We start from the raw sequence: 26,349 nt of genomic DNA on the forward strand, positions 1-26,349 counted from the left end.
AATATTGAGAGGTTATCCGCTGTACCTCTTACCTGTCTTTTCAACAATGGCATTTGATATGAGGGGTATGGTTCTTTCGGCTTCTGTAACGGTAATATATGTGGTTGAACCACTGTATATGCCGTAAATTATGACCTCATCGTTTTCGTAGATACCGTCAAATGCACCCTCTACCATAATATCATTGTCATAGGATCCTATGGGGCATACCCTTATGCTGTCTGAACTTGACTGAACAACATAACCCTTTGTTTTCACGGGTGTTCCCTTTGCTATGGAACCGCTGTAGAGTTCAGATATGCTTACTTCCTTAGCCTTTTCTTTTATCTCTGCGCTGGTCATGTAAGTGCCTGTAACTTCGCCTGTGTAATCTGTTGATTCGTCAGGTGTCCCCATGGAGGTTATAAAGATAAGAAGGACGATTCCTATACAGCATGCGCCTCCTATGAGCCCTATTTTGGACTTTGATCCCAGTTTACTCCACCAGCTGCTTTTGATACTTTCAAATTCTTTTCCGCATTTTGCGCAGAATTTGGAGTCTTTCTTGTTTTCTGTTCCACAATCAGGACATTTCAAAACAATTACCTCCTATAGAATTGTCCATATGAAGTACTTAATTGCCTTTGTGATTATTCCAAGACCTACACCTGCAGGAACACCTGTTGAGAACCTCAGAACATTGTTGCTTTCCCTGTAACCGAGTAGCTGTGTGAATCCATCAAGGAATGTTGGAACTATCATAATGAATGCTGAGATTATCAGAGTGATGTCATATTCAATCACTGTGAGGTAAGCGTATATGAAGTATGCGAATGCACCAGTGTAGATTCCAGTACACCTTGAACATACAGGAAAGTAGTGACCTCTTACTGAAAATGTTCTCTCTGGTTTCCTGTGGCACAAGTACCTTAGCTTCATATGGACAGCACCATCTCTACTAATTATTCAGTAAGCATGGTATTGTATTTAAATGTTTACTTTTTTCATTTACATTAATAAATTTTTTAATGATAGTAGGACAATTTTCCATCATGGATTCTCTGCCACCATCCATTAACTTCATTATACCTCATGACATATGATGGCGCAATCATGATAAGCCACGCATCACATGAAGGGTATGGGCAATTTTGGTGTAATGTAATGGGTAATATCCATCTTTTCAATGACACCCTGCAGGATATCCAGTGATTCAGAATAAAAAAGGAGCCATTTCTGAATGTCAATCTGTTTAGAGGAAAATATATATAGAATAATCAGAATAAGATAACACCATATGTAATGAATTGTTTTCCCTGAACAGATCTTTGTGATAGGAAAACTTAAGGGAAGTGATAATAATGGATACAACACTTATATCCACAATATACTCCATTGAACCGGTGATGTTCTGCATAACACAGTTCTCACCAAAGAAGGTTGTGCTGCTCAAGGAAGATAAGGCGCCAAGGGAGAAGGAACAGGTCGAACAGGTCCTCAGAGACACTCTGGGTAACTTCGTTGAGATAACGACCTTTGAGACAAGCCTTTATGATGTTGTCACCATTGCAAGGGATATGGTTGAGATCATAGATGAGGAAAGGGCCAATGGAAGGCGTGTCGTGGTTAACATAAGCGGGGGCAGAAAAACCCAGGCACTCGGCGCACTCTTCGGCTGCTACGCCAGGAACCATGATGTTCAGCGCATAGTGTACGTGACCGAGGAGGACAGCGAACTCATAGACCTCCCCATACTGAGCTTCGGAATATCCAAGACAAAAAAACAGGTCCTTGAGGAACTCAAGGCCGGTGAAACATCTGTTAAGAACCTTGCAGTCAAGATAGGTATAAGCAGGGGGATGACCTACAACCATATAAGAGAACTCCGTGACATGGGGTTCATAGACCGTGAAAAACTTGAAATAACCTCTGCAGGCGAGCTTGCAGTCCTTTAAATCATTTTAATGGACACATCTACTATAAGGAACTAAAGTGTCCTCAATGCCCATAATCTCCTTAAACACAACGCAGGATTTTTTTGGAAGGGAAAAGGAGATCAGGGAAATTAAGGAAGCCCTCAATGACCCGGGATTTGTGGTCGTTACGGGTAAGATGGGCTCAGGAAAAACCGCTATTCTCAGGAGAATCCATGAGGAGAACCCCAATAGAACCACCTTCATTGATATGAGGTGCACCGATGTCAGGAAGACCCATGAGGGCATACCAGACTTCAGGAGGATAACGGTTCTTGCAAGAACCGTGGAGTGGAATGTACTCCTTGACGGTGCGCCACCTGAAAAATCTGCCTTCACAGATGCATGGAAGATGTCACAGATGCATAATATGAGGTGTGCGGTGGCAGTGAGGTACAGTGAAGGACTTATCAGAGATATTCAGGAGGAACTCCCCCTGATGTCTGTTGTTGAGGTGCCACCCCTCACAGAAAGGGATACAGAGAGGTACATCAGGCTCAAGGCACCGGGTTTCAGGGCCGTCAGGTCTGGAATAGAATACATCCATGAGGTCACAGGGGGCATGCCTCTATTCATTGACAGCTTCCTGAATGTGCTATCAGATGGAGTCATATATGGTCCCGCGCTCCTTGAGGAGAACTTCAATGCCAAGTTTCAGCAGATAGCCTTTCCATGGATCGCTGAACTGAACCGCTTAACACGTGGGGAAAAGGATATATTGAGTCTTTTAAAGGAAGGTCCCCTTGGAGGAGATGAAATACCTGCCAGCAGCAGAGAACTTGAGGAACTTGAACTCCGGGGCCTCATTGAGCTTCATGGGGATGAATGGAGTCTCGGTTCAGAGCTCCTCAGAAGGGTCATTGTTGAACTTGAGAATCAGACTGGATGTATCTAGCTTCCATTTAGGATCAGACGGGATGTATCTAGCTTCCATCCAATAAAAAAAATAAAATGGGGTTATCTACCCCTCCAGTAACCGAATCCAACAAGCAAAACCAGGCTCACAACGCCCAGGAGCGCGTAAAGCGGCACCTGACTCTCTGATGATCCGCTCCTGGTTGAGGCTGAAACCTCGTAGGCTTTACCTGATTCAGCCCCAGTTCCTGTTTCAGTTGCGGGCGTCTGGCCCTGACTTTCACCCATGGAACCTGATGATTCACTGTATGATGCGCCTGATGAACCTGAGGGTCTCTGTCCTGTTCTCCCGGCGCTCTCACCGTTGCTGTCTGAATCTGAATGGACTGGATTCTCTGAACCTCCTCCCGGTATGCTGACTGATGCGCCTGTTGCAGCTGCAAGGGCTGCGGCAAACCTTTTGAGGGACGCCTGGTTGATGGAGGAGACCTTAACAACCCAGTTATTGAAGACAATGTTTGCGCAGGTATGGTGGCAGCACACAACCCCGTACTGCCCTGCAAGTTCAATGTAACGGTTTGCAAGGTCCCTCAGAACAGCCTTATCTGCATTACAGATGTTCCGCCTTGCAGCCTCAAGGACCCATGCGATCATTGACTGTGTTGCAACAGCCTCATAGTCATTTGATACCCGGAAACGGTCACTAATAAGGTTTCTGGCAACCTGGTCCCACAGTTCATTGCTCACAGCGCCAGTTGTAACTGCAATCCCAAAGAGGTTCCTGTACCTTGAGGCGTATTCCAGCCAGCCGCTGGGTGAGCTGAGGAGTGAGTCCATGTAGCGCGGGTTGAGCAGCTGGGATCTCACCTCAACTTCGATCTCCTCTGCAACGGTCCTCACGGTAACCGTGTTCCTGTTCCGTATATCCACCAGTGCGGTATCAGGGTTGCCGCCGAGGTGGCGTGATGCAAGGACCATTCCACCGAACCAGTCATAGTAGTCGTCTGTGTCAGTGAGCCTCCAGGTGCTGTCCAGGTTCTGCGTAACAAGGTCCACCTTACCCAGGAGGTACTGGAAGGTGCCCCTGTTCTGCTGTATATCCACGCCCCCCGGGGTTGACCTCCAGGCATAGGAGACCCTTGAGAGGTAGACATCTGCAAGTTCAGCGCTGCTATTCCACCTTGAGGTTGCCGGTGTCATATCTGATACGCCTGTACCCTCAAGTACAAGGCCCCTGAGTCCGAATACACGGTCCAGTGAGCCGCATTCACTGTAGTGCCTCTTAACATAGTTTTCGGTGTCATCTGCCTCTGCAGCCATCCTAACAGCGGCGTTCATGAGGTCTATCCAGAGCTGGTTACCGGTAACGGCAGTTACAAATACGTCGATGCGTGGTCTTGGTATCTCAACGCCGTTCACCGTGATCCTGAGTTCTGATGCATCCATCAGGACAGGTTCAGGTTTGACGTCGCCGTTGGTGTTCCACTGGGGCTTGACCCCAAGGAGGTACATGAACTCTGCGATGGCAATCCCATCGGTCCTCAGAAGCTCGGTACCCCACATCACCATTCCGATGAGTTCAGGGAATCTGCCGTGCTTCATGTAGTACTCTGCAAGGAGGGTGTCTGTGATTCTCTTAGCGGTCTCCCAGGCGGCCCTTGTTGGCATCTTCCTGGGGTTGGTGGCGTAGAAGTTGGCTCCGGTTGGAAGCACATCACACCATGCAGGGTCACCTGCAAGTCCTGGCCTCACAAAGCCGCCTCCAAGGGCTGAAAGCAGGCTCTGCCATTCGGTGTTTCCACGTATCTTCCTGATCGTCTCATTGATGAATTCAAGGTCCGCACTGTTTATACCTGCAGGGACAGTCCCGTTTATTATGTTCCTGATCCATGTCCGTGCAAGGTCCTTAACCGAGGCTATATCGTCACTGTATCTCAGGGGGTCCTTGAGCATTTCACTGTAGGCTGGCCTTGAGGGGTGAAGGGTTTTTCTGATGTTCTCCAGGAACTCGGACCTTGATGATGCTATGGTGAGCACCTCTTCCACCAGCTCATCACCCTCAAGCACCCTTCCAAGGCTGTGGAGTCCCAGGGGGATTATGTCTGATTCTATCTCATGGAGACTGAGATGAAGCCTCTCAAGGGCATCTGTGAAGTTGCCTGTCATGTTGAATCCCATCTCTGAAGCCTTCGATCTGATCTGGGACTCAAGGGCCGGGAGTATCTGGCTGTTACCAACCTTGAGGGCGTTCTCGTACTGGTGGATGAGGTCATGTATCTCAATGAGTTCACCGTAGAGGCCGCTCTCAACCATGGCAGGGGTCATGTGGTCTATGATGAGGGCGCAGCTGCGGTCCTTTGCCACCATACCCTCCCCCGGGTTGGAGACTATGTAGGGGTAGATGTTTGGTATTCCTGTGAGCTGGAATGGCCAGTCATCCTCCATGAGCCCTATCATTCTTCCTGGGAGGAACTCCAGTGTCCCGTGGGTTCCAAGGTGTATCATTGCATTTGCCCTGAAGACGTTTTCCATCCACCTGTAGAAGGCTATGTACTGGTGGTGCGGTGGCAGGTAGGGGTTGTGGTAGTCTGTGACCTCGTCCCAGCCACGTGCTGGCTGGACCGTCACGAAGATGTTCCCCAGCATTATACCAGGTATCACGATGCTGCCGTTCACCGTCATTATGTTGCCTGGTGCGGCCCCCCATTTTGATGTGACCTCTGACCTGAGTTTTTCGGGGAGTTTGCTGAACCATTCCAGGTATTTCTGCACATCAAGAAGCTGCCCGCTGGCCTGCAGTTCCGCCTTGTGCTCCATCACATACCTTTCAAGGAGTGGCTGGGCCCACGTACCCTTATTACCGAACTCTGAGATGATCCTGTAGAGTTCATCCACGCCGGGTATCCTTTCGACCCTGTAGCCACTTTCATTGAGCTTAACAAGGAGATCGTGGAGGCTCCTGAAGACGTCAAGATATGATGCCGTAAACCCATCCTTACCTGGCGGGTAGCTGTAGAGTATCACCGCGATTTTCTTCTCTGAATTGTCAAGTTCCCTGAGTTTAGCCCATCCATCTGCGATTTTAACTATCTTCTCCACTCCAGGCTGCAGTGTGATCTCATTCCCAGATGCATCGGTGCAGGATACAACGATGGGTGAGAAGACACCCTCGAATCCGGGTATCGTGAACTGCCAGGTCCACTCGTACTGGGCGCCCATGGGGTTTGTGAGGCTTGAGTTGCTGTAGAGCTGCACCCCCTTGATCACGGGGATGTTGATCCTCTCAAACTCTGCAAGCGCTCCGCCTGATGGCAGGTTGGCGTAGTTCAGTGACCAGGAATAGAGGGATATGACTGCGTCTATGCTGCGGTTCAGGGGCCCCTTACCGTTAACTCCCAGTGTGAGCTCCTCAAGGAGTGAACTCACAGCAGGGTTTGTGGCGCCCTGGTAGAGGTTGAAGATGGCCCTTCCATGCCTCTCCGCCTCCCTGATTATGGCGTCCACTGTGGGTGATGACCCATAGCTTACAACCACCAGGAAGGGTCCTCTTATGTTTTTGTTTGCTGTGTACCATTCCTCGAACTGTCTGTAGACATCCGCCCTCTGGTTCTCTGCCCAGGATGAGAAGTTCTGGTCCATCCACCTGAGGCTGTCATATGGTGGAATGAATCCAGGGTTGCCCTCTATCCAGGCCTTTATTCTGGATCTTTCTGCAACCACACTCATCACCCCACAGTCAGGGTGGTAGAGTCCCCAGTCTGGGGCTGCCATTACCGGTCCCTGATTGTTCTCAACCGGGTTGAAGGTTGTCTCGCCGAGGAGATACTGTATGTACTTTATCATGTTCTCAAGGTTCTCCCTGGTTGCCCCTCCTGATGCAAGGGCGTAGTAACTTGCAACGTAGGTGTTCTCCACTGTATCCGGTGTGTCATTTCCAGGTGTTCCGCCCAGGAGGTTCAGTCCGGTTCCGCCGTAGGGGTCGCTGTCTGTGTCTGTTGGGTAACCGAAGCCCGCCGCTATCATGTTCCTCTGGTTCGCGGGACTCCTCAGTAGGTAGGGGTACCAGGAGTCACCCCAGCCTGTCCCGGGCATTGCCATGTCCAGGTAGGCGAAGTTCACGTACTCCATTATCCAGTCGTTTGCCGCTGATGACGGATCCCACATGTCATGGTAGATTATCCTCCTATTATCCATTGACTTCAGTAGGCGTCCCTTCTCAGGGACCGAGCTTATGATGGCTATATCCGGCATGAATGTGTGGTTCAGGGTGCAGCTGGAGTTTATGGTGTATGTCACCGGCCGGTAGGTGTGGTAGCTTATCCTCACCTCAACAGGGAATCTGTCACTGAATGTAACCCTGTAGGATCCTTCTGCTGCTGTTAATGTTTCATTGAGAACCGAACCATTGTATATCACGGTGATTGTGGCATTCTTCACTGGCAGCGCGTCCTGTAGTGTGGTGTACCCTCCTGATGTTTCATTGTAGATCTCCTTTATGTGTCCTGAAACCTCCGCTGCACTGGCTGTGCCTGTCAGTGCAACTGCGAGTATCACTGCCATTACTGTGATGAATCCTTTAATATTTTCACCTCCCTTTAATTCTATTCAGGTTTACTTTAAGGGAGGCAATATTTAAAATTAACTTTAATTATTTTAAAAAAATTTTAAATATGCTCACCCGGATGGTCACGTTAAATGCCTTTGATGATAATAAATAGGTTGATGGGTTTTCAGTTATTTTGCAGGGCTTTTCAGCTGTTCAGTGACAATAAAAGAAGTTAATGGGGGTTTCAGATTATTCAGCAGGGATTTTTTAGTTGTTCACTGATAATAAAAGATGATTGGAGTTAAATGTAGTTGTTGTTTCTCATCATGGTCTCGGCCCTCTCCCTGTAGCCTCTAATTCGCCCGCTATCATCCTGTAGGTTGAAGAACACCGAGTGTATGACCTCACCTGCATGTGTGAGGGCTGAGCCCACAAGACCCTCGGAGGTGTACCTGTGGTCTATCCCGTAGCCGGGGGATGGGTAACGGTGTTCATCTGAGTTCATGATCCTCTCAATGAAGTCCTCATGGTCCACAGGGTCGTATGTGGCCTCATCATGGAGCATGGCCTCGATTGCATAGCTCTTTATTATCTTATCATGGAGTTCCCTGTAGACCGAGCTTCTTGATATAAATTCAAATCCCGCAATTCTACCGTTGATTGCAACAAGAACTCCTTTCTGATCCTTCACGGGTTTGAATGGTTTTTTGAATTCCTCCAGTGTCTTTCTCTTCTTTCTGTAGGCATCTGCCATCGCACCTGTTTTTGAGGTTGAGCCTGTCCTCCTGTGTAGTCTGTTAACTTCATCCCATACGCTGCTCTGGCGTGCGCAGTAAACCTGCAGTAACTCTTCCTGGTTTCCGATGTTGGTCTCCCGGATATCCTCAAAGTTGTCACGGATGACATTCTCATCTGTGACGGCATAATCTATTTCAGCCCTTCTTCCAAGGTTCTCAAGGTTCTCTGTCACTGTCCTTGTCTTGGTAACCCTTACATTGAGTGCAGCGACCCTTTCAGGGTCCCTGAACTCCTTTGAGGTGTAGGACCATCTGCCCTGCTCCACGCAGCTTACAGGTATTATGGTTTCTGACTTCTCAGGCACCAGAACGGTGGCGTTGGCCACACGGTTCTGCTTGGCACCCTCAAGTTCCTCCCCATCAATTATGAGTACGGGTTCAGCAGCCCGGTTAACTGCAAGTACCTTGGTTACTGAGCCATATTCGTCAACCTCACCTATACTTATGAGGTCATTGCTCATGGCCTCTTTGAGTGTAATGTAGTTCTGGCTCCCCTCAGGTGCCCTTAGCGGGATGACCTCCATCTGACCTGAAACCTGGGGTTTGAGGAACTCCAGGCTTCCAAGCCACCTCTCAGCTATCTCATCCAAAACATCACCTCTCAATGTTAATAGCCAGATAATTCACTCTGACTCTAGAATAGTATATGTAAATTATTGAATATAAATACTTTTACTGGATAATCTAAAATATTTTATTCAACATGAGTGAAATATATGTTTAATAAAATAATTGCATTTAAATGTGGTATTCTGAAAGATTTTAAGTGTTCACATGGACGCCCTTTGATTCTGGATTTATTCTCTGAGAGCTTCTAAGCATTTAATAAGAAAAATAAAGGTATTCTGAGGGTATATCAGCTGTTATCCCTGAGGGCGGTCCTCAGGTCCTCAACAGGCACATCGTATGTTTCACAGACCCTCTGAAGCCATGCCATTGTCGATTCAGGTGTGAGGGACATGGCAACCCTTAAGAGCTCTGCAAGGACCTGAAACTGTGGTAATGTGGTATCAAGGATTTTTACAAGTGATCTGAAAAGTTTAAAGCATTTTCTGGAGTCTGATATGAATGAGCTCAGGGTCTCCTGGTATTCAAGGGCATCCACGTCCCTCTCATCATCCATCATAATCGTGGGTGTGAAGATGTCGTACTCCCATCTGAAGAGTCCAAGGATGAACCTCCTCTTATCCTCTGCCCCCTCAAGGTAGTCTGATATGAGGGATAGAATACCGTGGGATACTGCTGAGGGGCTTGCCCTCGTGTTACCTGTAATTCCAAGGTTTGCCTCCAGCAGTTTCTTCAGGGAGGTCTTCATCCAGCCGCTCTGGGGGTCTTCGAGGTCATTCACTGTGGCCTCCACAACCTTCCTCACCTCAAAGGGCTTTCCTTGAGGTCAAAGAAGTGGGGGTACCTTAATTTCATTTCCATCTTCATTTCCTCTGCATCATATTCCCCAGGCTCTTCCAGGATCTCCCTGAAGGCCTCGAAGAGGATCATATCCCGTAACCGTATGTGGGACGTCCAGTCGGTGAAGTATTTTATCCGGATGTCTTCCGCTGTTTTTCGTCCCATGGGGGTTTTCAGGAGGGAGGGGTGATGTTTCAGGAACTTCTCCCATCCCTCAAGGCCTGTGTATCCTGATTTCAGGATTCGCTCTGCCTCATCATTATATTTCATGCTTTCAGATAGGTCCAATATACCACCTCTAAAAGAGAGCAGGAGGTCATTCACCTCAATATACATGAATATTCTAAATAAAACAACTCTTTATGTAGAACTGTATATGTATATAATTCATATAAAATTTTTCGGTTATGTTAATGAAAAGAATTCGGTTATTAACTCCTATGATTAAAAAATGTAACAAAACCCTTTTCTGAGATTCATAAAAAATAGGGGTGAGTGTCACGTCCTCAACTGCTGCTACCCTTAACCGGCTCCAGGGAGTGGGAAAATTGAAAACCATACCCAGTATGGCGTAGAGTGGAGTTTCTATGGTCCCTGAGCTACTTGCCGCAGCCTTTTCTGAGACTAAGAATGCGTTCTCACCCCCAATAACATGACACTCTGATACCCCACCCATGGATCTGATGCGATCCAGCCTACCACTTCTGTGTGCTCTAGGGTCGATGGCAATTCCTGGGAGGCTCTCGGTGACACAGCATATTGCACCCATCACCGATGACAATATACACCCCCTCCACCTCCTGAGGTCGATTACACTGGCGCCGATACCCGGCCTGATGTTTCCATCTTCAGCTGTTCACATCTGAGCCAGGAAGAATGCTGATACCGGGTATCCCGCCGGTATCTCCAGGATTCACATGGAAAATTAAATACCTGGAGCATTGCTTAACTAAATCAAGGTGAACTTGTAATACGCCCTTATTCAACAGAAAAACTATAAATGTAAATGGATACCATAGAAGTAACATCCAGGTGGTGGAGTGAATGGACGGGGAGATCCAACTCACAGATGAACAGCGCAGGGCTGTTGAACACTTCACCGGCCCCATGCTGGTTGTTGCAGGGCCAGGGGCCGGGAAGACAAGGATCATAGTTGAGAGGGTGGGCCAGCTCATAGAGAGGAGGGGGGTTGATCCAGGGAGCCTCGTGGTGATAACCTTCACAAAGAAGGCGGCCGATGAGCTTAAGGAGAGGATACTGAGGCGTGTGGGTTCAAGGGCAGAGGAGATGCAGATATCCACCATACACTCATTCTGCAACCGCATACTCCGCATGTACCCTGACCACCACCCCCTGGGTTCCCACTTCCATGTCCTGGATGAGGAGAAACAGCTCATGTTCATCTACGACCAAAGGGAAGAACTTGGATTGAGAAACATCCCCAGGGAACGATTCATCAAACTCCAGGCCTTCTTCAGCGAATGCCAGGAGAACATGATTGAACCTGAGGCCCTGCTGGAATACCACCGCTCCCATGGTTCAAAAAGGATCGATATCGTCGCTTCAGAGGCATATGGTAAATACCTCAAACTCATGGAGGAAAAGAGGGTTCTGGACTTCTCAGGAATGCAGTGGCAGGTCGTAAAGCTCCTTGAAAATGAGAAGGGGATCCTTGAGGATCTCAGGTCAAGGTACAGGTTCCTCATGGTTGACGAGTACCAGGACACAAACCCGATACAGGAGAGGTTCCTGGAGCTCCTTGCAGGTGATGAGAAAAACATATTCGCAGTTGGGGATGAGGACCAGAGCATCTACGGCTTCAGGGGGTCTACACCAGAGAACTTCCTGGGCTTTGAGGACAAATACGATGCAGAGGTTGTGATGCTGGAGAGGAACTTCCGCTCAGTCCCCAGCATAGTGGACATCACCCAGAGGTTCATGGAGGGGTACAGGGACTACCCCAAGACCATAAAACCCGTGAGGAACTCAAAAAACAGGGTCTTCATCCTCGACAACCCCACCCACCAGGATGAGCCACGCAACATAGTCAGCATAATAAGGTCCCTTGTGGACCACGGTGTCATACCCCATCAGGGATACGTGACCCTCCTCTTCAGGAGCGTTAAGCACGATGCAGCCGAGATAATGAATGAACTCAGAAGGGAGGGCATCCCATTCAACGTCTACGGTGAGGGTGGATTCTTTGACAGGGAGGAGATACTCTACATAATACAGCTCCTCCACCACACCAGGAGTGTAAGGCGGAGGATAATAAAGAAACTGAGCCCTGAAAACACCGAACACTTTGAGAGCGACTTCATGGATATAACAGGTGAAAGCATTGAGATCATAAGGGAAATGGATGAGGAGGACTTCAGGTCACTCAGAACCCACACTGAATTCAGGGAGGCTGGATTCACCGATCAGGATGATATAGAAAAACTCGTCGCCCTCAACAGGCTCATGGACAGTGACCTAGGCGTCCTTGGAAGGTACTATGATATCCTTGAGATCAGCAGGTACCCCCACAGGCTCCTTGAGAGGGGTGATGATGAGTCAAGGGAGAGGCTCTACAACCTTGCAAGGTTCAGTTCAATAATCAAGGACTATGAGAGGGTATCATCAGAGCCCACCGTGGAGGGCCTCATGGAGTTTGTGAGGATGGCGATGAATGGAAATGTTAAGAAGTACGACCAGATCCTCCTTGATAACCCCTTCTCGGTCAATGTCATGACAATGCACAGGGCAAAGGGACTGGAGTTTCCTGTTGTCGTAATCTGTTCAGTATTCAATGGCAAGCTACCAAGGAAGAATAGATATGAACAGGAGGACCTCTGCATCCCTGATGAGCTCAGAGAGAGTACTGGAAGAGGTGATGTCCTTGAGGAGAGAAGGCTCTTCTATGTGGGAATGACAAGGGCCCAGGACATGCTCATAATCTCTGCGACAGAGAATCACCGGGGAAGAATGGGGTATTCGCCATTCATAGAGGACCTCCTATCAGCTTCAAGGATAACAAGCGATAAACTGGGGAGAATAGACCCTGAAGATGCCAGAATAGAGGTCATAAAGAACAGCTGCCAGGTGGAGGATATTGAATCCATGGAGATCTTCAGGATGAGCTTCACGGAACTCAACACCTACCTCACGTGCCCATTCAGGTACATGATGCTCTATGAGTACGGCTTCGATGTTCCGTCAACCATGAACCAGCTCTATGGTATGGCGGTCCACGAGTGCCTCAGGAGGATAAACAGGCGCCTCATGAGGGGTGAGGCCATAACCGATGGCTACATACATGAACTGGCATCTGAGACCCTCAGGGATATAAATTTAAGCAGAGAGGCATTTGATGCCTTCAAATCCAAACTGAAACGCTACATTGAGGATATAAGGTCCCGTGCAGCCAGGATAATATCTGCAGAGAAACCATTCAGCATACTTAGGGATGGTTTCATGCTGACAGGTCAGACAGACCTCATCATAGAAAACTCTAATGGTGGCCAGGAACTCGTTGACTTCAAGGCAATGACAGGGGAGGGTATAGAGTCAACGGACATCTCTCTCCAGCTTGGACTCTACAGGCACGCCCTTGAAGAGGACTTTGATGGTTTCCTTTCCTACACCTTCGAGGATTCAGAGTGGCATGAGATAGAGCCCCTGGATGATGTTGAAGCGGTTCTCATTGAAGTTGCAGGCAGGGTTAGGAGGGAGGAATTCCCTGTAAGGAAGAATGATTTCTGCAGGTGGTGCACCTTCCACTCCATGTGTGAGCATGTATCAGGGCTTTATGGGACCCTTTAGGTTCACTGCTTCACCCTGAAGGAATATGTTACAAGGTCAAAGTTTTCCTTCTCCATTTCAAAGTCATCCTTATCTGCCCTGCATATCACGGCATACCGCCCTCTGGGGGTGACCATCACTGTTACCCTCACCATGCTGCCATTTTCAGGGTAAATGAACTCAACCCCACGGTAACCGTTCACTGTGACGTTTCTTTCTCCGGTGAGATTATCGGGTGCAGGGAACCTGTAGTCAGCCCTCAGCTTTTCGACCGTGACCATGGTCCTGAGGTCCCCGCCAGGCTCCGAAACGGTGACGGCATACTCATAGCCCCGTTCCACCTCATATGGTGGTTTAATGAAGGAGACCTGCCTCCAGGATGCAGGGTAGTGGAAGATGATCTCATGGTTCTCAAAGACCCTGTAGCCTGTGGTGCAGCAGGATACAGATACAACGATAAGAAAAAGGATGGGGATGAGCCTCATCACCTCACCCGGATGCGGATACAGTGATAAGAAATGATTGGAGTGCTCTCATCACTTCACCTGGAATGAATAGGTGATAAGGTCAAAGTTCCTCTGTTCAGAATCAAACCTCTCGGGTGTTGTACCGCAGAGTATGACGTAGATCTTCCCGTTCTTCTCAAGCCAGGTCGCACGTTCCTTTTTCTCCACACCATCCACGGTGATGGTGTGTATGTTCTCATATGCGGTTACACCGTCAACGGTGAGAGTTCTCTCAGAGATCAGCCTGTAACCCGGTTCCCCTGAAAAGGCCCGGTAGGTTTCATCATAGACGTCCTTAAGGGTCCTCCCTGATGGCAGCGGAATGCTCTGTATGATGACCAGGGTCTCAAGGTTACCTGACTCATCCACCCCTGATGGGTCAGCGACCGCTGCAATGCTGTTTGGACTTGAAACCGTCAGGTTCTCTGAGGTCCAGTTTGCAGGGTACCTGAATGATATCTCACTGTCAGAGTACGTCCTGTATGGCACCTTCGGGACCGTATTGTTGCCCTCGGTTGTGACGGTGCAGCCTGAGACAGCAACGGCCACAACGATGAGGAGCAGGAAAAAATATTCCCTCATATAAAACCCCCCTTTCTCTGTACAGTTAACTATGTATCCCATTGTGGATATATAGAGTGGGTGTGATACATCCTGGATATCTTGTTTCGAGTCTTGAGGAGTTGGGGGCCTTTCAGTGTGATTGAAGGAACCATTACATCCTGGATATGGGGACTGAGAACAGGGTGATAGTGGGGTGTTATTGATGTTGATGTTAACGTCAAATACCGTTGAGGGTAAGGTTATAGGCAGGTACCATGGTATCGTGACGGGGGATGCGCTCATAGGGGCCAACATATACAAGGACCTCTTCTCGGGTGTGAGGGACGTTGTTGGCGGCAGAACGTCAGCATATGAGAGGGAGCTTGCAAGGGCAAGGGAACTCGCCCTATCCTCCATGAGGGAGGCGGCCGAGAAGCTGGGAGCAGACGCAATTATAGGGGTGAGGATTGACTACCACAACCTGGGGGGTACAATGGGTAACACGATCCTCGTATCCGCCACAGGGACAGCGGTGTCCCTTGAGGAGTGAATTGGGGGTGCTGCCCATGGGGAGGTACATGTGGGCCCTGGTTGCGGTTGCAGCGGGCCTTGCAGCGGGCCTCTTATCAGCCATTCTCTCTGTCAGGTTCCAGCTTGTGATATTCGGTTTCAACATCATGTACATAGTATCACCCCTCCTCGCGGGATTCGTTGAGTCCTACATTGCAGGGAGGAAGTACGGGGCAAGTACAGGTGCTGTAAGTGCAATACTGGTCTTTTTTGCTGTGAACATCTATGGCTGGTTCTTCCCGGCTGAACCCATCGAGTGGAATGTGTTCACGGTGGGGGGCCTGATGCTTGCCTTCCAGGCGGCCTTCCCCACAGCAGTGAACTTCCTCCTCGCAGCGGTCATAACATACCTCCTTGGACTCGCAGGTAAGGGTGTGGGTGACCTTCTGGTGCCAAAAAATGGGACCATACCCCTTGGCTATGATGCTGGAGGTGAAATGGCCGGTATAGTCGCCGGGGAGGCTGTGGGAAAACCTGATGAAATCACTGAACTTCGAAGGCTGGCTGTTGAGCGCATGCTGCGGGATGCTGAGGCCATGGGTGCGGTGGGGGTGGTTGACATCGATGTTGAGGTCACGGTGCTCAGGGGCCTAGGTGGGGAGGTTCTCGCTGTGACAGCCACAGGGACAGCGGTGAAGGCTTAGGGGTTTTTTCTGTGTTTTTAGGTGTTGTGTTTTTCAAGCATATCCTGCTTAATTTACGCCTTTTTAGGGTTGCTATTCATCTGCGTTTTTCAAGCATATCCTCTATTCTATCAAGCCTCATCTCGAGTTCATCCAGCTTATCACTGAGCCTTCTGAACTCATCCCTACGTGTGGATTCCATCCTCTTCTGCTCCCTCTGAAGGGTCTCAAGGAGGGTGGAGGTTGCAGACGCGGTTATGAGGCTGGTGGATGCAATGGCACTGATCATTATGATCACACCGGTCAGCCTGCCAGGGACTGTTACAGGTATGATATCACCGTAGCCAACCGTTGTGATGGTCTGGAGGACGTACCATAGGGAGTCCTCATATGTCCTCACAAGGGGGTTCACAGGACTCTCAACCAGGTAGAAGAGGATTGTGAATACGAAAAGCACAGATACAAAGAGACCGAGACCATATCCCAGGCGGCTGGTCCTTATGAACTCTCCAACGGACCCTGCCAGGTCCTTGAATGCAATGAAAAGCCCCGCAACCTTTATGAGGTTCAGAACTGCAAGTATGACAGAATCAGGGTTCATCCCCAGGAGGTTCACACCGATGAAGTAGAAGGGGATCATCACAAGGGGAATGTTCCACCTGTCACGGACAGCTGGCTGGAGGATGTAGGCTGTCACAACCGTTATGCTGGTGAGGAGGTCCAGGATGACTATCCTTGAGAATGTCCCGGGCTGAAGAGGAAGGAATATGCTGACAATGAGTGATAATCCATCGAGTCCAAGGAGAAAAAGGATGATAACCTCAGACATTACTCTGAAACCTTTCTGAAGATCTTTCATATCGGAACCCCCCTTAAGAAAGCATGGACCAGATATTAATTTATCTCATGGATTATTTATAACCTTTCACCGGTGGAAAATGAAATTTTTTCAGATTAAACCCCCATTTAATGTTTTGAATAAGTAATAACAGAATATTGATGTCCTGAACAAGTAATAACATGATATTATCCACCCATTCATGGAAAAACTTTAATAGGGTGAGTTTCCATAATCTACTTTTTCTTCTGGAGACTTTCACATGAAAGAGTGATAACAATGAAGGTGACAGTTTACGGTGCCGGTAATCAGAAATTGTATACTGAGGAACTGAACCTCCCTGAAAGGTACGGTGGGGAGGCTCCATACGGCGGAAGCAGAATGGCCATGGAATTTGCACAGGCCGGACATGATGTTACACTTGCAGAACCTGTAAGGGATGTCCTGGAAGATGATCACTGGAGTCTCGTGGAGGAAGCAGGTGTAACGGTCACAGATAACGATAAGGAGGCCGCAGCTGAAGCCGATATTGCGGTGCTCTTCACACCCTTTGGAAAGGGAACCATAAGGATAGCCAGGGATATACTCCCTGAGCTACCAGAGGGGGCGGTTATAGCCAACACCTGTACGGTATCACCTGTGGTGCTATACTACGTCCTCGAAAAGGAATTAAAAATGGAAAGAACAGATATAGGCGTGTCCTCAATGCACCCTGCAGCTGTTCCAGGGACACCGCAGCACGAACACTACGTTATAGGCGGCAGGCCCACAGCGGAGCTTGACATTGCAACAGATGAACAGATCGCAAGGTGCGCCGAACTCGCAGAAAGCACAGGTAAGGCGGCCTACATAGTCCCGGCGGATGTGACCTCAGCGGTTGCAGATATGGGCTCCCTGGTCACTGCGGTGGCACTTGCTGGTGTCCTGGACTACTACTATGTGGGTACCCAGATAATAAAGGCCCCTGAGGAGATGGTTGAGAAGCAGATACTCATGACACTCCAGACCATGGCATCCCTGGTGGAGACATCAGGTGTTGATGGAATGGCCAGGGCCATGAACCCTGAGCTCCTGGTGAAAAGTGCAAGGTCAATGCACCTCCTGGATGAGCAGGAGGAACTGGACGCAGCCCTCAGTAAGATCTCCCAGCTCAACGATGATGTCATGAAGTGGATAGAGGGCGCCAATATTAAACACACGGACCTTGTGGCTGCCCAGGCCCTCACAGGTGAGCTGAAAACCCTGATGGGGGACCGTGCAGCTGAGGGTACAATAAGAAGGTGCATGAGGAAGATGTTTGAATAGGGGGTTTGAAGTTGATAGGGAGGATACTCAAGGACCTTGGAAGGGTGAACGGTGTTAACGGATCCCTGGTTGTTGGAAAGGATGGTCTCATAATAGAGAGTGAGGTTTCAGGTGACATCGACGCGGAGCTCGTGGGTGCGATGGCCTCAGCGGTCTTCGGTACAGCCGAGAGGTCTGCTGAGGAGATAAAGCATGAGCCCCTTGAGCAGGTCATGATTGAGGGTAAAAGGGGTAAGACCCTCATGATCGATGCCGGTGAGGGGATCCTCGTCGTGATAACCGATGTGGATGTGAACCTGGGAATGATCAGGATAGAGATGAAGAGGAGCTCCGAGAGGTTAAGTGACCTTCTCGGATGATACTCCCTTTTTTTGAAGACTTCCTTTATTTTTCTTCAGCTATCCTCATGATGGCCCTCTCCATGAAATCACGGAGTCTCCTCTCATCTGCACTGGAGTACCCGGGCCTCATGGGAAATGCACCCACAGATGGAACCTCTCCAGTTTCCTCATTGAATAGCACCTTTTCGCTGCCAGGGTAGAGTATGTAGGCTCCCATGCTGTGGAGTATGGCGTCCTTGTAGGTGTGCATCTTGTAGACATCCCCATCCCTGTACCGGTTCTCAAGTTCCTCCCCGGCATCCCGGAGGTCGATATCATGGAAGTCCTCAGGGTTAACGGCTGACCGGTACTTGGCATCAAGGTGGATGAAATAGGTGCACTCCCCCACATCCACGAGGAGTGAGTAGTCCGGTCTGAAGGGTAGTGAATAGGAACTGCAACGGGTATTCCTGCTGAACCTCCAGTTGTAGGACAGTGCGAGTTCCACATCACCCATACTGAACCTCAGCACAGACATACCCCTCCTGAGCCTCACACCCCAGTCCCCGAGGTCGAAGATATCACATGGGTTAACGGAGTCCCCGGTTATATCCTCAAGTATTCCTATGAGCCTGAAGTAGCACCAGTACTCGTAGAGTTGGCTGAGCTTCCTCTCAAAGCCCCTGATGGTATCCTCCAGTTCATCCCAGGTGAACCTCAATGAGAGATCCAGCATGAAGAAGTACCTGAGTATATCCCTGTATCCCTCCCTCTTCTGGAGAACCTGTGAGTTGAGGGGGAGGAGACTTAGTTCACCCACATCCATGAGCCATCGGGCCGATAGGAACCCCCTTATATCATCAAGGAACCCATACAGGGAGTCCCTTATGTAGCCCTCAGGGGCTGTTTCAAGTAGCCTGAGGATCAGGTCCTCAAGTGACTCAAGGAAGTACCTGTAGAATCGATTCTCGGGAATGTCAGGGGTCTCATGGAGCCTCACCTCGGGGAGCACCCTGAGGATACCCCCCTCAATGCTGCCAGGGTTGGAAATCACCGACATGATCTCCTCAGGGTCGAGGGTGGCGGCCAGTCCCGCAGGCACCAGCTCCACCTCCCGCCGGAGACCCGATGCGTACATCTGATTTATGTGCTCTGCCGCAGCATGGAGGTTCTCAGGCCTGAATATATGCTCAAGGATGAGGAAGTCCTCGTAGAGTGTTCTTGCAGAGTGATCATCCACTGTGAACCTCTGGAATATGGGGGAATCGGAGTTCAGTATGAGGGAGGTTATCTCATCTGAAAGGTCTGAGAGCATTGCAGGGTACTGTTCATGGTAGTTTATCTTCCTTGAGCGCACCTCAACCGGTATCGCCTCATGGAGGTCACCGGAGGAAACACCAAGGAAGGACTTGCCGGCGTAGCTCCTGAAGTTGAGGAACCCCACTGCCTTCTTTTGGAATTTGAATCTCAGCTCCTGGAAGACACCATCCCTCTTCAGGGGAGGGGAGGACCTCACATTCATCTGACCCCTCAAAGAGAACATGGTACTGTGTCTCCTCAAGTAGCATGATCTCTGAGAGGTTATCATAGTATGGGCAGTGTTCGATTGGGTTGAGACCCGGCCTTTCAACCTCAGGGACGTTTATGAGCCTCACAGTGTAACCGTTAACCTTGATGGTCCTTTCAGGTATCTCCCTGGGGGCCGAGCCGCCCCTGATCTTCAGGGTGCCGATCTGAAACTCTATGATGACCTCGGAGTCCATCTTCAACTACCTTATGAATGATACGTAGCGCTGGATCCTGAGTGTCTCCACCATTTCCCTGAGTTTATCCCCGGATTCAGGGAATCTCCCCCTGCAGTGCTCCCTCAATTCATTGAGGGTGTCCCTCAGGAGCCTCTCAGGACCATGGATCTTGGGGAGAATCTTCTGTTTGATCTGGGCGTCCAGGTAGCGCTCCCAGTTTTCCCATTCTGCGGGTCTTCCCTCGTATACCCATGCGGCGTGCATGAATTCCATTACCTCGGTGGTGACCCTGAAGCCGAAGTCAAAGCCTGCCCTCTGGAGTTTTTCATGGAAGAAGCTGAGTTCATGGATCAGTTCATCCCTGATGCCGCCCAGGTCCCTGGCTTCAGGGGTTTCATGGTTGAGGGGGTCCTCCAGGAATTTCAGATCCCCGGCAGGTTTTCCAGGTTCCTCATCCTCCAGGAGGTATTCCCGGGGGTTCATGGTCCTGAATTCTATGGTGTTGGCACGGTCAAGGACCTTGGGTGAGAACATGTAGGTTGTCTCATCCACGTTCACGGTACCAACAACCAGGAGGTTCTCAGGGATCCTTATCTCTGAGTCGAAATCACATTCAGGGTCGTCATGGAGGGGCACGGGTTCACCACTCTCGAGGGCAGAGAGGAAGTCTGAGAAGTAGCGTTCGACGTGTGAGAGGTTCATCTCATCGAGTATGAGGATGTGGGGATTTTCGGGGTCCTCTGAGGCACTCATTATGAAGTCCAGTGCAGGGGTGCTCTGGTACTTACCTGTCATGATGTTCAGGTAACCGAATATGTGCCTCTTTTCGGTCCAGTTGGCGCCCACAGGTACAATGAGGTACCTCTTCCTCTCAGGGGTTGAGATGTACTGGCCGTAGAGCTGGGCGAGCTTTGTCTTCCCTGTCCCTGAGTTACCTGTGAGGATCACGAAGGGTTTCACCTTGAGTGAGAGGAGGAAGTTCTCAATGAGTTCAGGTTTGAAGTGGTATCCCTGGAGGTTCAGGTAGGTGTAAAAGTCTGTTCCTTTCCCGCCCTTGATGATTATCTCACCGTTTTCATCGATGATATCCTTGTAGATGGGTTTGAGTTTTTTGTAGATATCCAGAAATTCTTCAAGGTCAGATTTCAGCTCGTCATTTCCTGGCAGTTCACTGGAGGGATAATATCTTGCTATGATATTTCCTGCTTCATATAAGGGCCCATATCTTGATTTACCCAATGAAATTTCATTTAGATACTCCGAATTTTTTATATGGCTTCTTAAAGCTTCTGCACGTTTCTGTAGTATTTCATCTGCATTCTTGTAGGTGTTTTTAATGTCTGTTACTCCCTGATGGAGGGATAAATACACGCCTTCCATGTCCTCTTTGAATAGATATACTATGTAAAACCCTTTTGAGTAGTATCTGTTACATTTTTATCCATTATAGCTACCCATGGTATCACGGCCCAGTTTCCTTGTCCAGCGGATCCTCTTATGGAGTAATCTGATTCTGAAACTATCTTTTTAAGTTCATTGGGCAAATCTCTGCGTATTAATCGTGCAAGGGGATGACCGGTGAATTCTTCCCTTCTTGCATCTTTATATTCACCCAGGACCCTCTGAAGTTTTTCCCTCAGTTCAAAGTTTTCCATCTCTTTTATCCTTTTAACCTCATATACAAAGTCCCTTATCTTTTCAGGGAGGTTTTCATCAATTTTCCCTATTAAAACCACTTCTTCTTCCCGGTCACCATCAATGACCTTTATCCATTCCCCATGATATCTTTCTTTAAAGATTTTTTTACTATAGTTGCCTCCAAGTTTGCCCCTGTGCACCACGTAATGGTTTCCAAGGGGGTCACGTGCTATGGCAGCCCCGATCCTCCTGTCTATACCCTCAGGAGGAAAGTTTATCTCACAGACGATAGTCCTGTTTTCACCCTCAGCAGGTTCATCCGTCCCGAAACTGTTCCAGTACCTGCTTCCCTCGATAAAACGGGTCATGTACCTATCTGGAGGTCTGATATCCAGTAAATCTTTCCCTTCTCTTCACCCCCCTGGAAGCCTGCTCCACCATCAACGACCCTGTCAGCCCTTTCAGTAAGAATACGTTTCATTCGCTCCTGAAATCTCTCTATCTCTTTCCCATCAGATACTATTCTCAGATTAACATACTCAATCAAGGAAGCCACCCAAATTTATTTATTTTATTATCCAGTATTTAATCTATGATGAATTCAAAAAGGGGCATTGACAGATACTCCACATTTGGTCTGAGGGATGAATGGCTGCCATCCATCTTTCTGTGGGGGGAGGAGTGGACTGAAAGGAATAACCTCGGTCCCATCCAGGTTAAGGCAGTTGGGTCCTGGCTTGAGGACGCCGGGCTCGTATTGGAGAAAAGGGTAACGCCCCTCTTCAGGAGAATCCGTGATATCTACTTCATGGAACCTGAATCAGCCTGGCAGATAATATGGACAGAACTGTACCATGGTTCCCCTGCAGTTAGAATATTCTGTGACAGTGTCGTTTTCGACGATTACCTGGGTCAGGATGATATTACAGCTATACTGAAGGCTGAAGAGCCCGAATTCAAAGAATCAACCCTGAAAAACCCTGTCTTAGCCATCATTAACATGTTTGACCATTCCCCTCTGATGGGGAAACTCGTTACTTTCAGAGGAAATAAAAGAGGCAGGAGGATTAAAAGGGTTCACCTCAATGATCCTGACCATCATGTGGTTGCATACTGCCTTTACAGGCTTTCAGAGGAGCTGAAAAAGAGGGAAATAAAGATAAATGATCTCTTAAAAGGTGAAGTCCCTGGATGTCCACTGAGGATTTTTGGACTGGAGGAGGAACCACTAAAGCGTTTGATTGAAGAACTGGAGGATTATGGGCTCGTGAATATTGCCGATGGGGTTATCCACCTTAAAAAAACACCATCCACTGAGGTTCTTGACAGCTATATAACATTCCTCAAAACATTTAACACTGAGAGACCGGATCTGACTCCTGATGAGATCATATTAAGGGAGAAATTACGTGATGAGATCATAGAGAGCCCTGAGAGGTTGTTCGGTGAAAGGATCCATGACCTTTATGGTTTCATAAGGGGCGTCTCACTCAGAGAACTCATCACAGTGTTTGCGACCTCAGATCGTGGGTTAACCTCAGAAAAGTTCAAAGGAGCCGGCCCGTCTGTAAATGTTCTTATTCTACTTAAAATCGGCGACACAGATTTTAAAATCAATTTTGATGATTTCAGGAACGTCATTGTCATCTGCCCGGATGTGGCCCTTGCAGGGGAGAGGTTTGAGCTCCTGCTTGATCACATGACACTTGCAGAGACCATGGATGAGGGTGAGCACAGAAGGATCGCAGAGAGGATAATCGCGACGTGGATCGGGGATATGATGCAGTCAGGTTTCCGGTGGTACCTCAACGGCGAATCAGGTGTGGGTGATAGGCTCTACGGTGTCAGTGAGCTGATAAACAGTGAACTCTCAAGAAGGATTTTCCCCCTTGGACCTGAGAATATACCTGAGATACGTGGAAACATAAACATCTGGAAAAACGGGAAGGAATATCCAAGTGTTTTCAAAATATTCTTCCTCTCAAGAAACCTTGATGAGTTCAGGAGGAAATCCAGCAGTGGTCTATTCAGGTTTTTATCATACCTTCTACGTGACACAAATGGCGAATGGATTGTGGATGAGGACCTCAATCTGAAGGCCGGCACATACCATCCTGTTACGACAATGGTGGAGGGCACCGTTGAAAGGCTCTCGAAAAAGGAGAACGTTGATCTTGTTGAGGAGCTGAGATTCCTCTCAGAACCACCATATGGTCTTAAGGGGGATATGATAGGGCATGCTATAGTTTCGTTTATTCTAAGGACTTTTAGAGGACATCTTGTTAAGTATGGTAAAGTACTTGGAGATGATGCTTTTGAAGAAGTGAAGAGAAAGATATTTGAGATTTGGGCTGAGGGGTAGTATATAATTAAGTTAATTATATATAAATGAACTAATTATGTTACTATCATGATAGAAATTAGAGAAATGATTGAAAAGATTGTTGAATATTATGAAGATTGTAATAAATTTAATAAAATTATAGAGCCTATCATAGTAAATATGAACTCAGATGGAAGTTTTGATTCTTCTGAGATTCTTAACCGTCTTGCATATACAATCATTGATCAGCAAAGAGACGTTTCATCGGTAGTTATCCCCATTTGGGTAACTCTGATGTATCTTGGAGTTAACCATGAATTCTTATCCAAATCCGAGCATGCTAGTGAACTGGTACAATCTGTTCTTCAGGCCTATGGTCATCAGCAATATCACACACGCGAAGATCTCGAACTTGCCGGTAAAAGAGGGGCTTCTAGAACGGACGCATTTATTGATGTATATAAAAAATATGATCCTGATTCATTCTTGAATTTTATTATAAGTCACAAAAATAACATTGAAGCGATTTTCAAGGAGTTAAATACTCTAAAATTCATTTCTTACAAATCAGCTTCCTTTTTTTGAGAGATATTGAAGGTATAGAATATGATATTCTTCCAGTTGATGTTAATGTTGCATACTCATTTCAACTAACAGGTCTTTTTTTCATTAGAGAAGATGGGATGCCACCCTTTGAGACCATAATTGAATCTGTTGTAGGAGTATCCAAAAGAAATGATCCGGGAAATTACAAGAAAATATCTGATAAGATGCTCAGATCATGTTTTGAAGAGGGATTCAATCCACAACAGATAAATAGATACTTTTTTCTTTTGGGTTCTGATTTCTGCCAAAACCTTAAATGCACTCAATGTTTTTTAGCAGATTACTGTTATTTTAACAGTGAACTTTCCTCTGACCAAAAAAGGAGTTTCATTGAAAGGCTTAAATCCAGGAGATGATATCATGCATGAAACGAGACTGAGAGATATCCTAAGTGTTGATTCAAACCTTGAAATTCTTTCAGGCATGATAAATGAAAAGATAGGCGCAGATCATGAATTTAGATTAATATCAAAGGAACTTCCCCTCCCAATAGATGTTATTGGACTGCAGAATAGATACTGTGACATTGTTCTCGCCGAGGAGGAACAGAATATTTACATCCTTGAACTAAAAAATGCTATAAGATCCATTAAATCTGTGGAGTCTCAGGTTCTAGAATATAAAGATCTCATGAAAAAGACCCTTGATTATGTTAATAACGATGGTAAGCTTTTTTATCAGCATAAAATATTTTTAAAGTATTTTGAATATGTTGGATTAAATCCTGCAAAAATAAAGAATATAATTCCATTGATTGTGAGTGCGGCTCCAGTCAAAAAATCTCCTGAAAGCAAAGAAGAAGTCAGGTGCTTATATTTCAAAGATTTGGATAAATTAGTCAATAACTATAGTAAAAAGAGGATAAGTTTATTCAAATCCACTTATGAAGTCTTTTGGGATAATAAAATTCGAAAAAAAGTTGATTTATTGATAAATAGATATAGAGCAATGGAATTTGTACCTTTGGTTTATGAGTATTTTATTCTGAATAATGGCGAAAGCCATTTGAACCTTGTTTTTGAGAGTTTAAATAATTATAAAAAGGAATATGTTAATCTGGGAGAAGTAAAGAAGGATGATATGTGTCAGGATTTACCGGCGGTTTTCCAATTCAACTTTGAACCGGAAACTATCTTTGAAAAGGTCCTGGCTAATCATAATGCTGATGAAAATGAAAAGAAATTTTCAATTCAAATTTTTCGAAGTGGACTTACAAATCCTATAATATACCTTGAGAATGATAGTAACTGGTTCATACCTCTGATTCAAACAAAACCGGTTACCTTTACAATTGACTCAATTATGGTTAATGATGTAATAGCATTTGACGCCAGAGAGAGAAGTTCCGATAAAAATCTTTTTTATGATGATGTAATTCTTTTGGACAGGGGAACGTATACTATTGAGAAAATTGAGGAATATGGGGTATTCTATTATCTTTTAAGACTCAATGGGAAGGAATGTAGCTATGAATTTAAGGTTTACTCCCCAAAGTTTAGAAACATCGATGAATTACTTCCCTACATGAATCCACAAAAAGTTAAGGAGGTTTTAAATAATATTAAGTTGTCTAAAGGATCTGAATATTTATTTAAAGGAAATAATGGTCAGATAGAATGGATCAATAGCAAAATGAAACTAATTTAAGTCTTTTTAGTGAAAGAGTAATCCCTGATTAGATTTTCACTCTCAGTATAGATCCTGGAATATAGTGATAGTTATTCACTCTTCAGGCAGTTCTATTCCGTAATGAGCAAGGCTCCTTGCAATGAGGATCGTTGCAATGACTGCAAGGATGGTCACAATGAGTGCATAGACAAATAGTCCTGTGAGTTCATTGCCTGCCTTAAAGAACTGTGTTATCAGTGCCTTTATGACCTCATTCCAGGCAAGAGCCGCTATCAGGCCGAATGCAGTGGTTATAAGTGCACCCATGGTCTTAAGAACTTCGAATTTGAATTCCCCCATTTTATCACCCCCCTTAAATTTAAT

The 26,349-nt window shown here is 47.2% G+C and carries 26 protein-coding genes and 1 pseudogene; 11 read left to right on the top strand and 16 right to left on the bottom strand.

From position 1 onward, the window contains the following. Positions 1-12: 12 nt before the first annotated feature. Positions 13-576: a zinc ribbon domain-containing protein gene (locus tag ACPLJI_RS02250; RefSeq protein WP_424730413.1), complete on the bottom strand. Its 564-nt coding sequence runs from the start codon at positions 574-576 to the stop codon at positions 13-15. Between the two features lie 12 nt (positions 577-588). After that, on the bottom strand, positions 589-918 hold the full coding sequence (locus ACPLJI_RS02255; protein ID WP_424730414.1) for a DUF2085 domain-containing protein: 330 nt from the start codon (positions 916-918) through the stop codon (positions 589-591). Positions 919-1,340: 422 nt separating this feature from the next. Here ACPLJI_RS02255 and ACPLJI_RS02260 point away from each other — a divergent pair, with 422 nt between their 5' ends. Both ACPLJI_RS02260 and ACPLJI_RS02265 read left to right on the top strand, forming a co-directional pair. Then, the gene (locus ACPLJI_RS02260) at positions 1,341-1,934 is read left to right on the top strand and encodes a CRISPR-associated transcriptional regulator Csa3 (protein ID WP_424730415.1); all 594 of its coding nucleotides are present in this window, start codon (positions 1,341-1,343) and stop codon (positions 1,932-1,934) included. Between the two features lie 46 nt (positions 1,935-1,980). Next, positions 1,981-2,847 (top strand): AAA family ATPase, encoded by an 867-nt coding sequence (locus tag ACPLJI_RS02265; protein WP_424730416.1) that lies wholly within the window; start codon positions 1,981-1,983, stop codon positions 2,845-2,847. A gap of 62 nt (positions 2,848-2,909) precedes the next feature. On the opposite strand, the gene ACPLJI_RS02270 is transcribed toward ACPLJI_RS02265, so the two are convergent. From ACPLJI_RS02270 to ACPLJI_RS02290, 5 genes are all read right to left on the bottom strand, one after another. Then, on the bottom strand, positions 2,910-7,367 hold the full coding sequence (locus ACPLJI_RS02270) for a cobaltochelatase subunit CobN (RefSeq protein WP_424730417.1): 4,458 nt from the start codon (positions 7,365-7,367) through the stop codon (positions 2,910-2,912). Positions 7,368-7,654: 287 nt separating this feature from the next. Then, positions 7,655-8,740 (bottom strand): ARPP-1 family domain-containing protein, encoded by a 1,086-nt coding sequence (locus ACPLJI_RS02275; RefSeq protein ID WP_424731500.1) that lies wholly within the window; start codon positions 8,738-8,740, stop codon positions 7,655-7,657. Positions 8,741-9,006: 266 nt separating this feature from the next. After that, positions 9,007-9,498 carry a hypothetical protein gene (locus ACPLJI_RS02280; RefSeq protein ID WP_424741107.1) on the bottom strand — a complete coding sequence of 164 codons (492 nt, stop codon included), beginning with the start codon at positions 9,496-9,498 and terminating at the stop codon, positions 9,007-9,009. Between the two features lie 20 nt (positions 9,499-9,518). Next, positions 9,519-9,845 carry a hypothetical protein gene (locus tag ACPLJI_RS02285; protein WP_424731498.1) on the bottom strand — a complete coding sequence of 109 codons (327 nt, stop codon included), beginning with the start codon at positions 9,843-9,845 and terminating at the stop codon, positions 9,519-9,521. A 55-nt stretch (positions 9,846-9,900) separates the two neighbouring features. Continuing rightward, positions 9,901-10,338, bottom strand: a complete 438-nt coding sequence (locus ACPLJI_RS02290; RefSeq protein ID WP_424731497.1) for a hypothetical protein — start codon at positions 10,336-10,338, stop codon at positions 9,901-9,903. A 263-nt stretch (positions 10,339-10,601) separates the two neighbouring features. On the opposite strand from ACPLJI_RS02290, the gene ACPLJI_RS02295 reads away from it, so the two are divergent. Next, on the top strand, positions 10,602-13,361 hold the full coding sequence (locus ACPLJI_RS02295; protein WP_424731496.1) for an ATP-dependent helicase: 2,760 nt from the start codon (positions 10,602-10,604) through the stop codon (positions 13,359-13,361). Between the two features lie 2 nt (positions 13,362-13,363). On the opposite strand, the gene ACPLJI_RS02300 is transcribed toward ACPLJI_RS02295, so the two are convergent. Both ACPLJI_RS02300 and ACPLJI_RS02305 read right to left on the bottom strand, forming a co-directional pair. Beyond that, complete coding sequence (locus tag ACPLJI_RS02300) at positions 13,364-13,825, bottom strand: hypothetical protein (protein WP_424731495.1); 462 nt, start codon at positions 13,823-13,825, stop codon at positions 13,364-13,366. A 51-nt stretch (positions 13,826-13,876) separates the two neighbouring features. Then, entirely contained in the window at positions 13,877-14,428 is a 552-nt protein-coding gene (locus ACPLJI_RS02305; protein WP_424731494.1) for a PsbP-related protein, read from the bottom strand. Positions 14,429-14,612: 184 nt separating this feature from the next. Between ACPLJI_RS02305 and ACPLJI_RS02310 the strand changes: the two genes are divergently transcribed. Beyond that, a complete protein-coding gene (locus ACPLJI_RS02310) occupies positions 14,613-14,939 on the top strand; it encodes a YbjQ family protein (protein ID WP_424731493.1) in 327 nt (108 codons plus the stop codon). Between the two features lie 16 nt (positions 14,940-14,955). After that, on the top strand, positions 14,956-15,603 hold the full coding sequence (locus ACPLJI_RS02315; protein WP_424731492.1) for a heavy metal-binding domain-containing protein: 648 nt from the start codon (positions 14,956-14,958) through the stop codon (positions 15,601-15,603). Between the two features lie 76 nt (positions 15,604-15,679). Here the strand turns inward: ACPLJI_RS02315 and ACPLJI_RS02320 are convergent, their stop codons facing one another. After that, positions 15,680-16,441 carry a potassium channel family protein gene (locus tag ACPLJI_RS02320; protein ID WP_424731491.1) on the bottom strand — a complete coding sequence of 254 codons (762 nt, stop codon included), beginning with the start codon at positions 16,439-16,441 and terminating at the stop codon, positions 15,680-15,682. 258 nt (positions 16,442-16,699) lie between these two features. On the opposite strand from ACPLJI_RS02320, the gene ACPLJI_RS02325 reads away from it, so the two are divergent. Both ACPLJI_RS02325 and ACPLJI_RS02330 read left to right on the top strand, forming a co-directional pair. Beyond that, a complete protein-coding gene (locus tag ACPLJI_RS02325; RefSeq protein WP_424741108.1) occupies positions 16,700-17,725 on the top strand; it encodes a H(2)-dependent methylenetetrahydromethanopterin dehydrogenase-related protein in 1,026 nt (341 codons plus the stop codon). Positions 17,726-17,736: 11 nt separating this feature from the next. Then, positions 17,737-18,084 carry a roadblock/LC7 domain-containing protein gene (locus tag ACPLJI_RS02330; RefSeq protein ID WP_424731489.1) on the top strand — a complete coding sequence of 116 codons (348 nt, stop codon included), beginning with the start codon at positions 17,737-17,739 and terminating at the stop codon, positions 18,082-18,084. A 25-nt stretch (positions 18,085-18,109) separates the two neighbouring features. Here the strand turns inward: ACPLJI_RS02330 and ACPLJI_RS02335 are convergent, their stop codons facing one another. From ACPLJI_RS02335 to ACPLJI_RS02355, 5 genes and pseudogenes are all read right to left on the bottom strand, one after another. Further along, on the bottom strand, positions 18,110-19,489 hold the full coding sequence (locus tag ACPLJI_RS02335) for a DUF2357 domain-containing protein (RefSeq protein WP_424731504.1): 1,380 nt from the start codon (positions 19,487-19,489) through the stop codon (positions 18,110-18,112). Next, the gene (locus tag ACPLJI_RS02340; RefSeq protein WP_424731488.1) at positions 19,428-19,808 is read right to left on the bottom strand and encodes a hypothetical protein; all 381 of its coding nucleotides are present in this window, start codon (positions 19,806-19,808) and stop codon (positions 19,428-19,430) included. The genes ACPLJI_RS02335 and ACPLJI_RS02340 overlap by 62 nt, the downstream gene beginning before the upstream one ends. A 6-nt stretch (positions 19,809-19,814) precedes the next feature. After that, on the bottom strand, positions 19,815-20,750 hold the full coding sequence (locus tag ACPLJI_RS02345) for an McrB family protein (protein ID WP_424741116.1): 936 nt from the start codon (positions 20,748-20,750) through the stop codon (positions 19,815-19,817). A 201-nt stretch (positions 20,751-20,951) separates the two neighbouring features. Next, positions 20,952-21,796, bottom strand: a pseudogene (locus tag ACPLJI_RS02350) (DUF3578 domain-containing protein); the annotation flags it as partial. After that, positions 21,793-21,975, bottom strand: a complete 183-nt coding sequence (locus ACPLJI_RS02355; protein WP_424731487.1) for a hypothetical protein — start codon at positions 21,973-21,975, stop codon at positions 21,793-21,795. The pseudogene ACPLJI_RS02350 and the gene ACPLJI_RS02355, both read right to left, overlap by 4 nt. Before the next feature lie 45 nt (positions 21,976-22,020). On the opposite strand from ACPLJI_RS02355, the gene ACPLJI_RS02360 reads away from it, so the two are divergent. From ACPLJI_RS02360 to ACPLJI_RS02375, 4 genes are read left to right on the top strand one after another with little or no spacing between them, the layout of a single operon-like run. Then, complete coding sequence (locus tag ACPLJI_RS02360; RefSeq protein ID WP_424731486.1) at positions 22,021-23,790, top strand: hypothetical protein; 1,770 nt, start codon at positions 22,021-22,023, stop codon at positions 23,788-23,790. 48 nt (positions 23,791-23,838) lie between these two features. Continuing rightward, positions 23,839-24,336: a hypothetical protein gene (locus ACPLJI_RS02365; protein WP_424731485.1), complete on the top strand. Its 498-nt coding sequence runs from the start codon at positions 23,839-23,841 to the stop codon at positions 24,334-24,336. Beyond that, positions 24,333-24,713, top strand: a complete 381-nt coding sequence (locus tag ACPLJI_RS02370) for a hypothetical protein (RefSeq protein WP_424731484.1) — start codon at positions 24,333-24,335, stop codon at positions 24,711-24,713. Before ACPLJI_RS02365 ends, ACPLJI_RS02370 begins: the two co-directional genes overlap by 4 nt. A 4-nt stretch (positions 24,714-24,717) precedes the next feature. After that, complete coding sequence (locus ACPLJI_RS02375) at positions 24,718-26,004, top strand: hypothetical protein (RefSeq protein WP_424731483.1); 1,287 nt, start codon at positions 24,718-24,720, stop codon at positions 26,002-26,004. Positions 26,005-26,079: 75 nt separating this feature from the next. Here the strand turns inward: ACPLJI_RS02375 and ACPLJI_RS02380 are convergent, their stop codons facing one another. After that, positions 26,080-26,325, bottom strand: a complete 246-nt coding sequence (locus ACPLJI_RS02380; RefSeq protein WP_424731482.1) for a DUF5654 family protein — start codon at positions 26,323-26,325, stop codon at positions 26,080-26,082. Positions 26,326-26,349 lie beyond the last annotated feature (24 nt).

The organism is Methanothermobacter sp. (genome assembly GCF_049720995.1).
In the GTDB taxonomy this organism is placed as follows: Archaea; Methanobacteriota; Methanobacteria; order Methanobacteriales; family Methanothermobacteraceae; genus Methanothermobacter.

What these genes read in the sequence shown, in the direction of transcription:
- ACPLJI_RS02255 (WP_424730414.1), bottom strand. Translation starts at nt 918, where the DNA reads ATGAAGCTAAGGTACTTGTGCCACAGGAAACCAGAGAGAACATTTTCA.
- ACPLJI_RS02260 (WP_424730415.1), top strand. Translation starts at nt 1,341, where the DNA reads ATGGATACAACACTTATATCCACAATATACTCCATTGAACCGGTGATG.
- ACPLJI_RS02265 (WP_424730416.1), top strand. Translation starts at nt 1,981, where the DNA reads ATGCCCATAATCTCCTTAAACACAACGCAGGATTTTTTTGGAAGGGAA.
- ACPLJI_RS02270 (WP_424730417.1), bottom strand. Translation starts at nt 7,367, where the DNA reads ATGGCAGTGATACTCGCAGTTGCACTGACAGGCACAGCCAGTGCAGCG.
- ACPLJI_RS02295 (WP_424731496.1), top strand. Translation starts at nt 10,602, where the DNA reads ATGGACGGGGAGATCCAACTCACAGATGAACAGCGCAGGGCTGTTGAA.
- ACPLJI_RS02300 (WP_424731495.1), bottom strand. Translation starts at nt 13,825, where the DNA reads ATGAGGCTCATCCCCATCCTTTTTCTTATCGTTGTATCTGTATCCTGC.
- ACPLJI_RS02305 (WP_424731494.1), bottom strand. Translation starts at nt 14,428, where the DNA reads ATGAGGGAATATTTTTTCCTGCTCCTCATCGTTGTGGCCGTTGCTGTC.
- ACPLJI_RS02310 (WP_424731493.1), top strand. Translation starts at nt 14,613, where the DNA reads ATGTTGATGTTAACGTCAAATACCGTTGAGGGTAAGGTTATAGGCAGG.
- ACPLJI_RS02315 (WP_424731492.1), top strand. Translation starts at nt 14,956, where the DNA reads ATGGGGAGGTACATGTGGGCCCTGGTTGCGGTTGCAGCGGGCCTTGCA.
- ACPLJI_RS02320 (WP_424731491.1), bottom strand. Translation starts at nt 16,441, where the DNA reads ATGAAAGATCTTCAGAAAGGTTTCAGAGTAATGTCTGAGGTTATCATC.
- ACPLJI_RS02325 (WP_424741108.1), top strand. Translation starts at nt 16,700, where the DNA reads ATGAAGGTGACAGTTTACGGTGCCGGTAATCAGAAATTGTATACTGAG.
- ACPLJI_RS02340 (WP_424731488.1), bottom strand. Translation starts at nt 19,808, where the DNA reads ATGGACTCCGAGGTCATCATAGAGTTTCAGATCGGCACCCTGAAGATC.
- ACPLJI_RS02360 (WP_424731486.1), top strand. Translation starts at nt 22,021, where the DNA reads ATGATGAATTCAAAAAGGGGCATTGACAGATACTCCACATTTGGTCTG.
- ACPLJI_RS02365 (WP_424731485.1), top strand. Translation starts at nt 23,839, where the DNA reads ATGATAGAAATTAGAGAAATGATTGAAAAGATTGTTGAATATTATGAA.
- ACPLJI_RS02375 (WP_424731483.1), top strand. Translation starts at nt 24,718, where the DNA reads ATGCATGAAACGAGACTGAGAGATATCCTAAGTGTTGATTCAAACCTT.
- ACPLJI_RS02380 (WP_424731482.1), bottom strand. Translation starts at nt 26,325, where the DNA reads ATGGGGGAATTCAAATTCGAAGTTCTTAAGACCATGGGTGCACTTATA.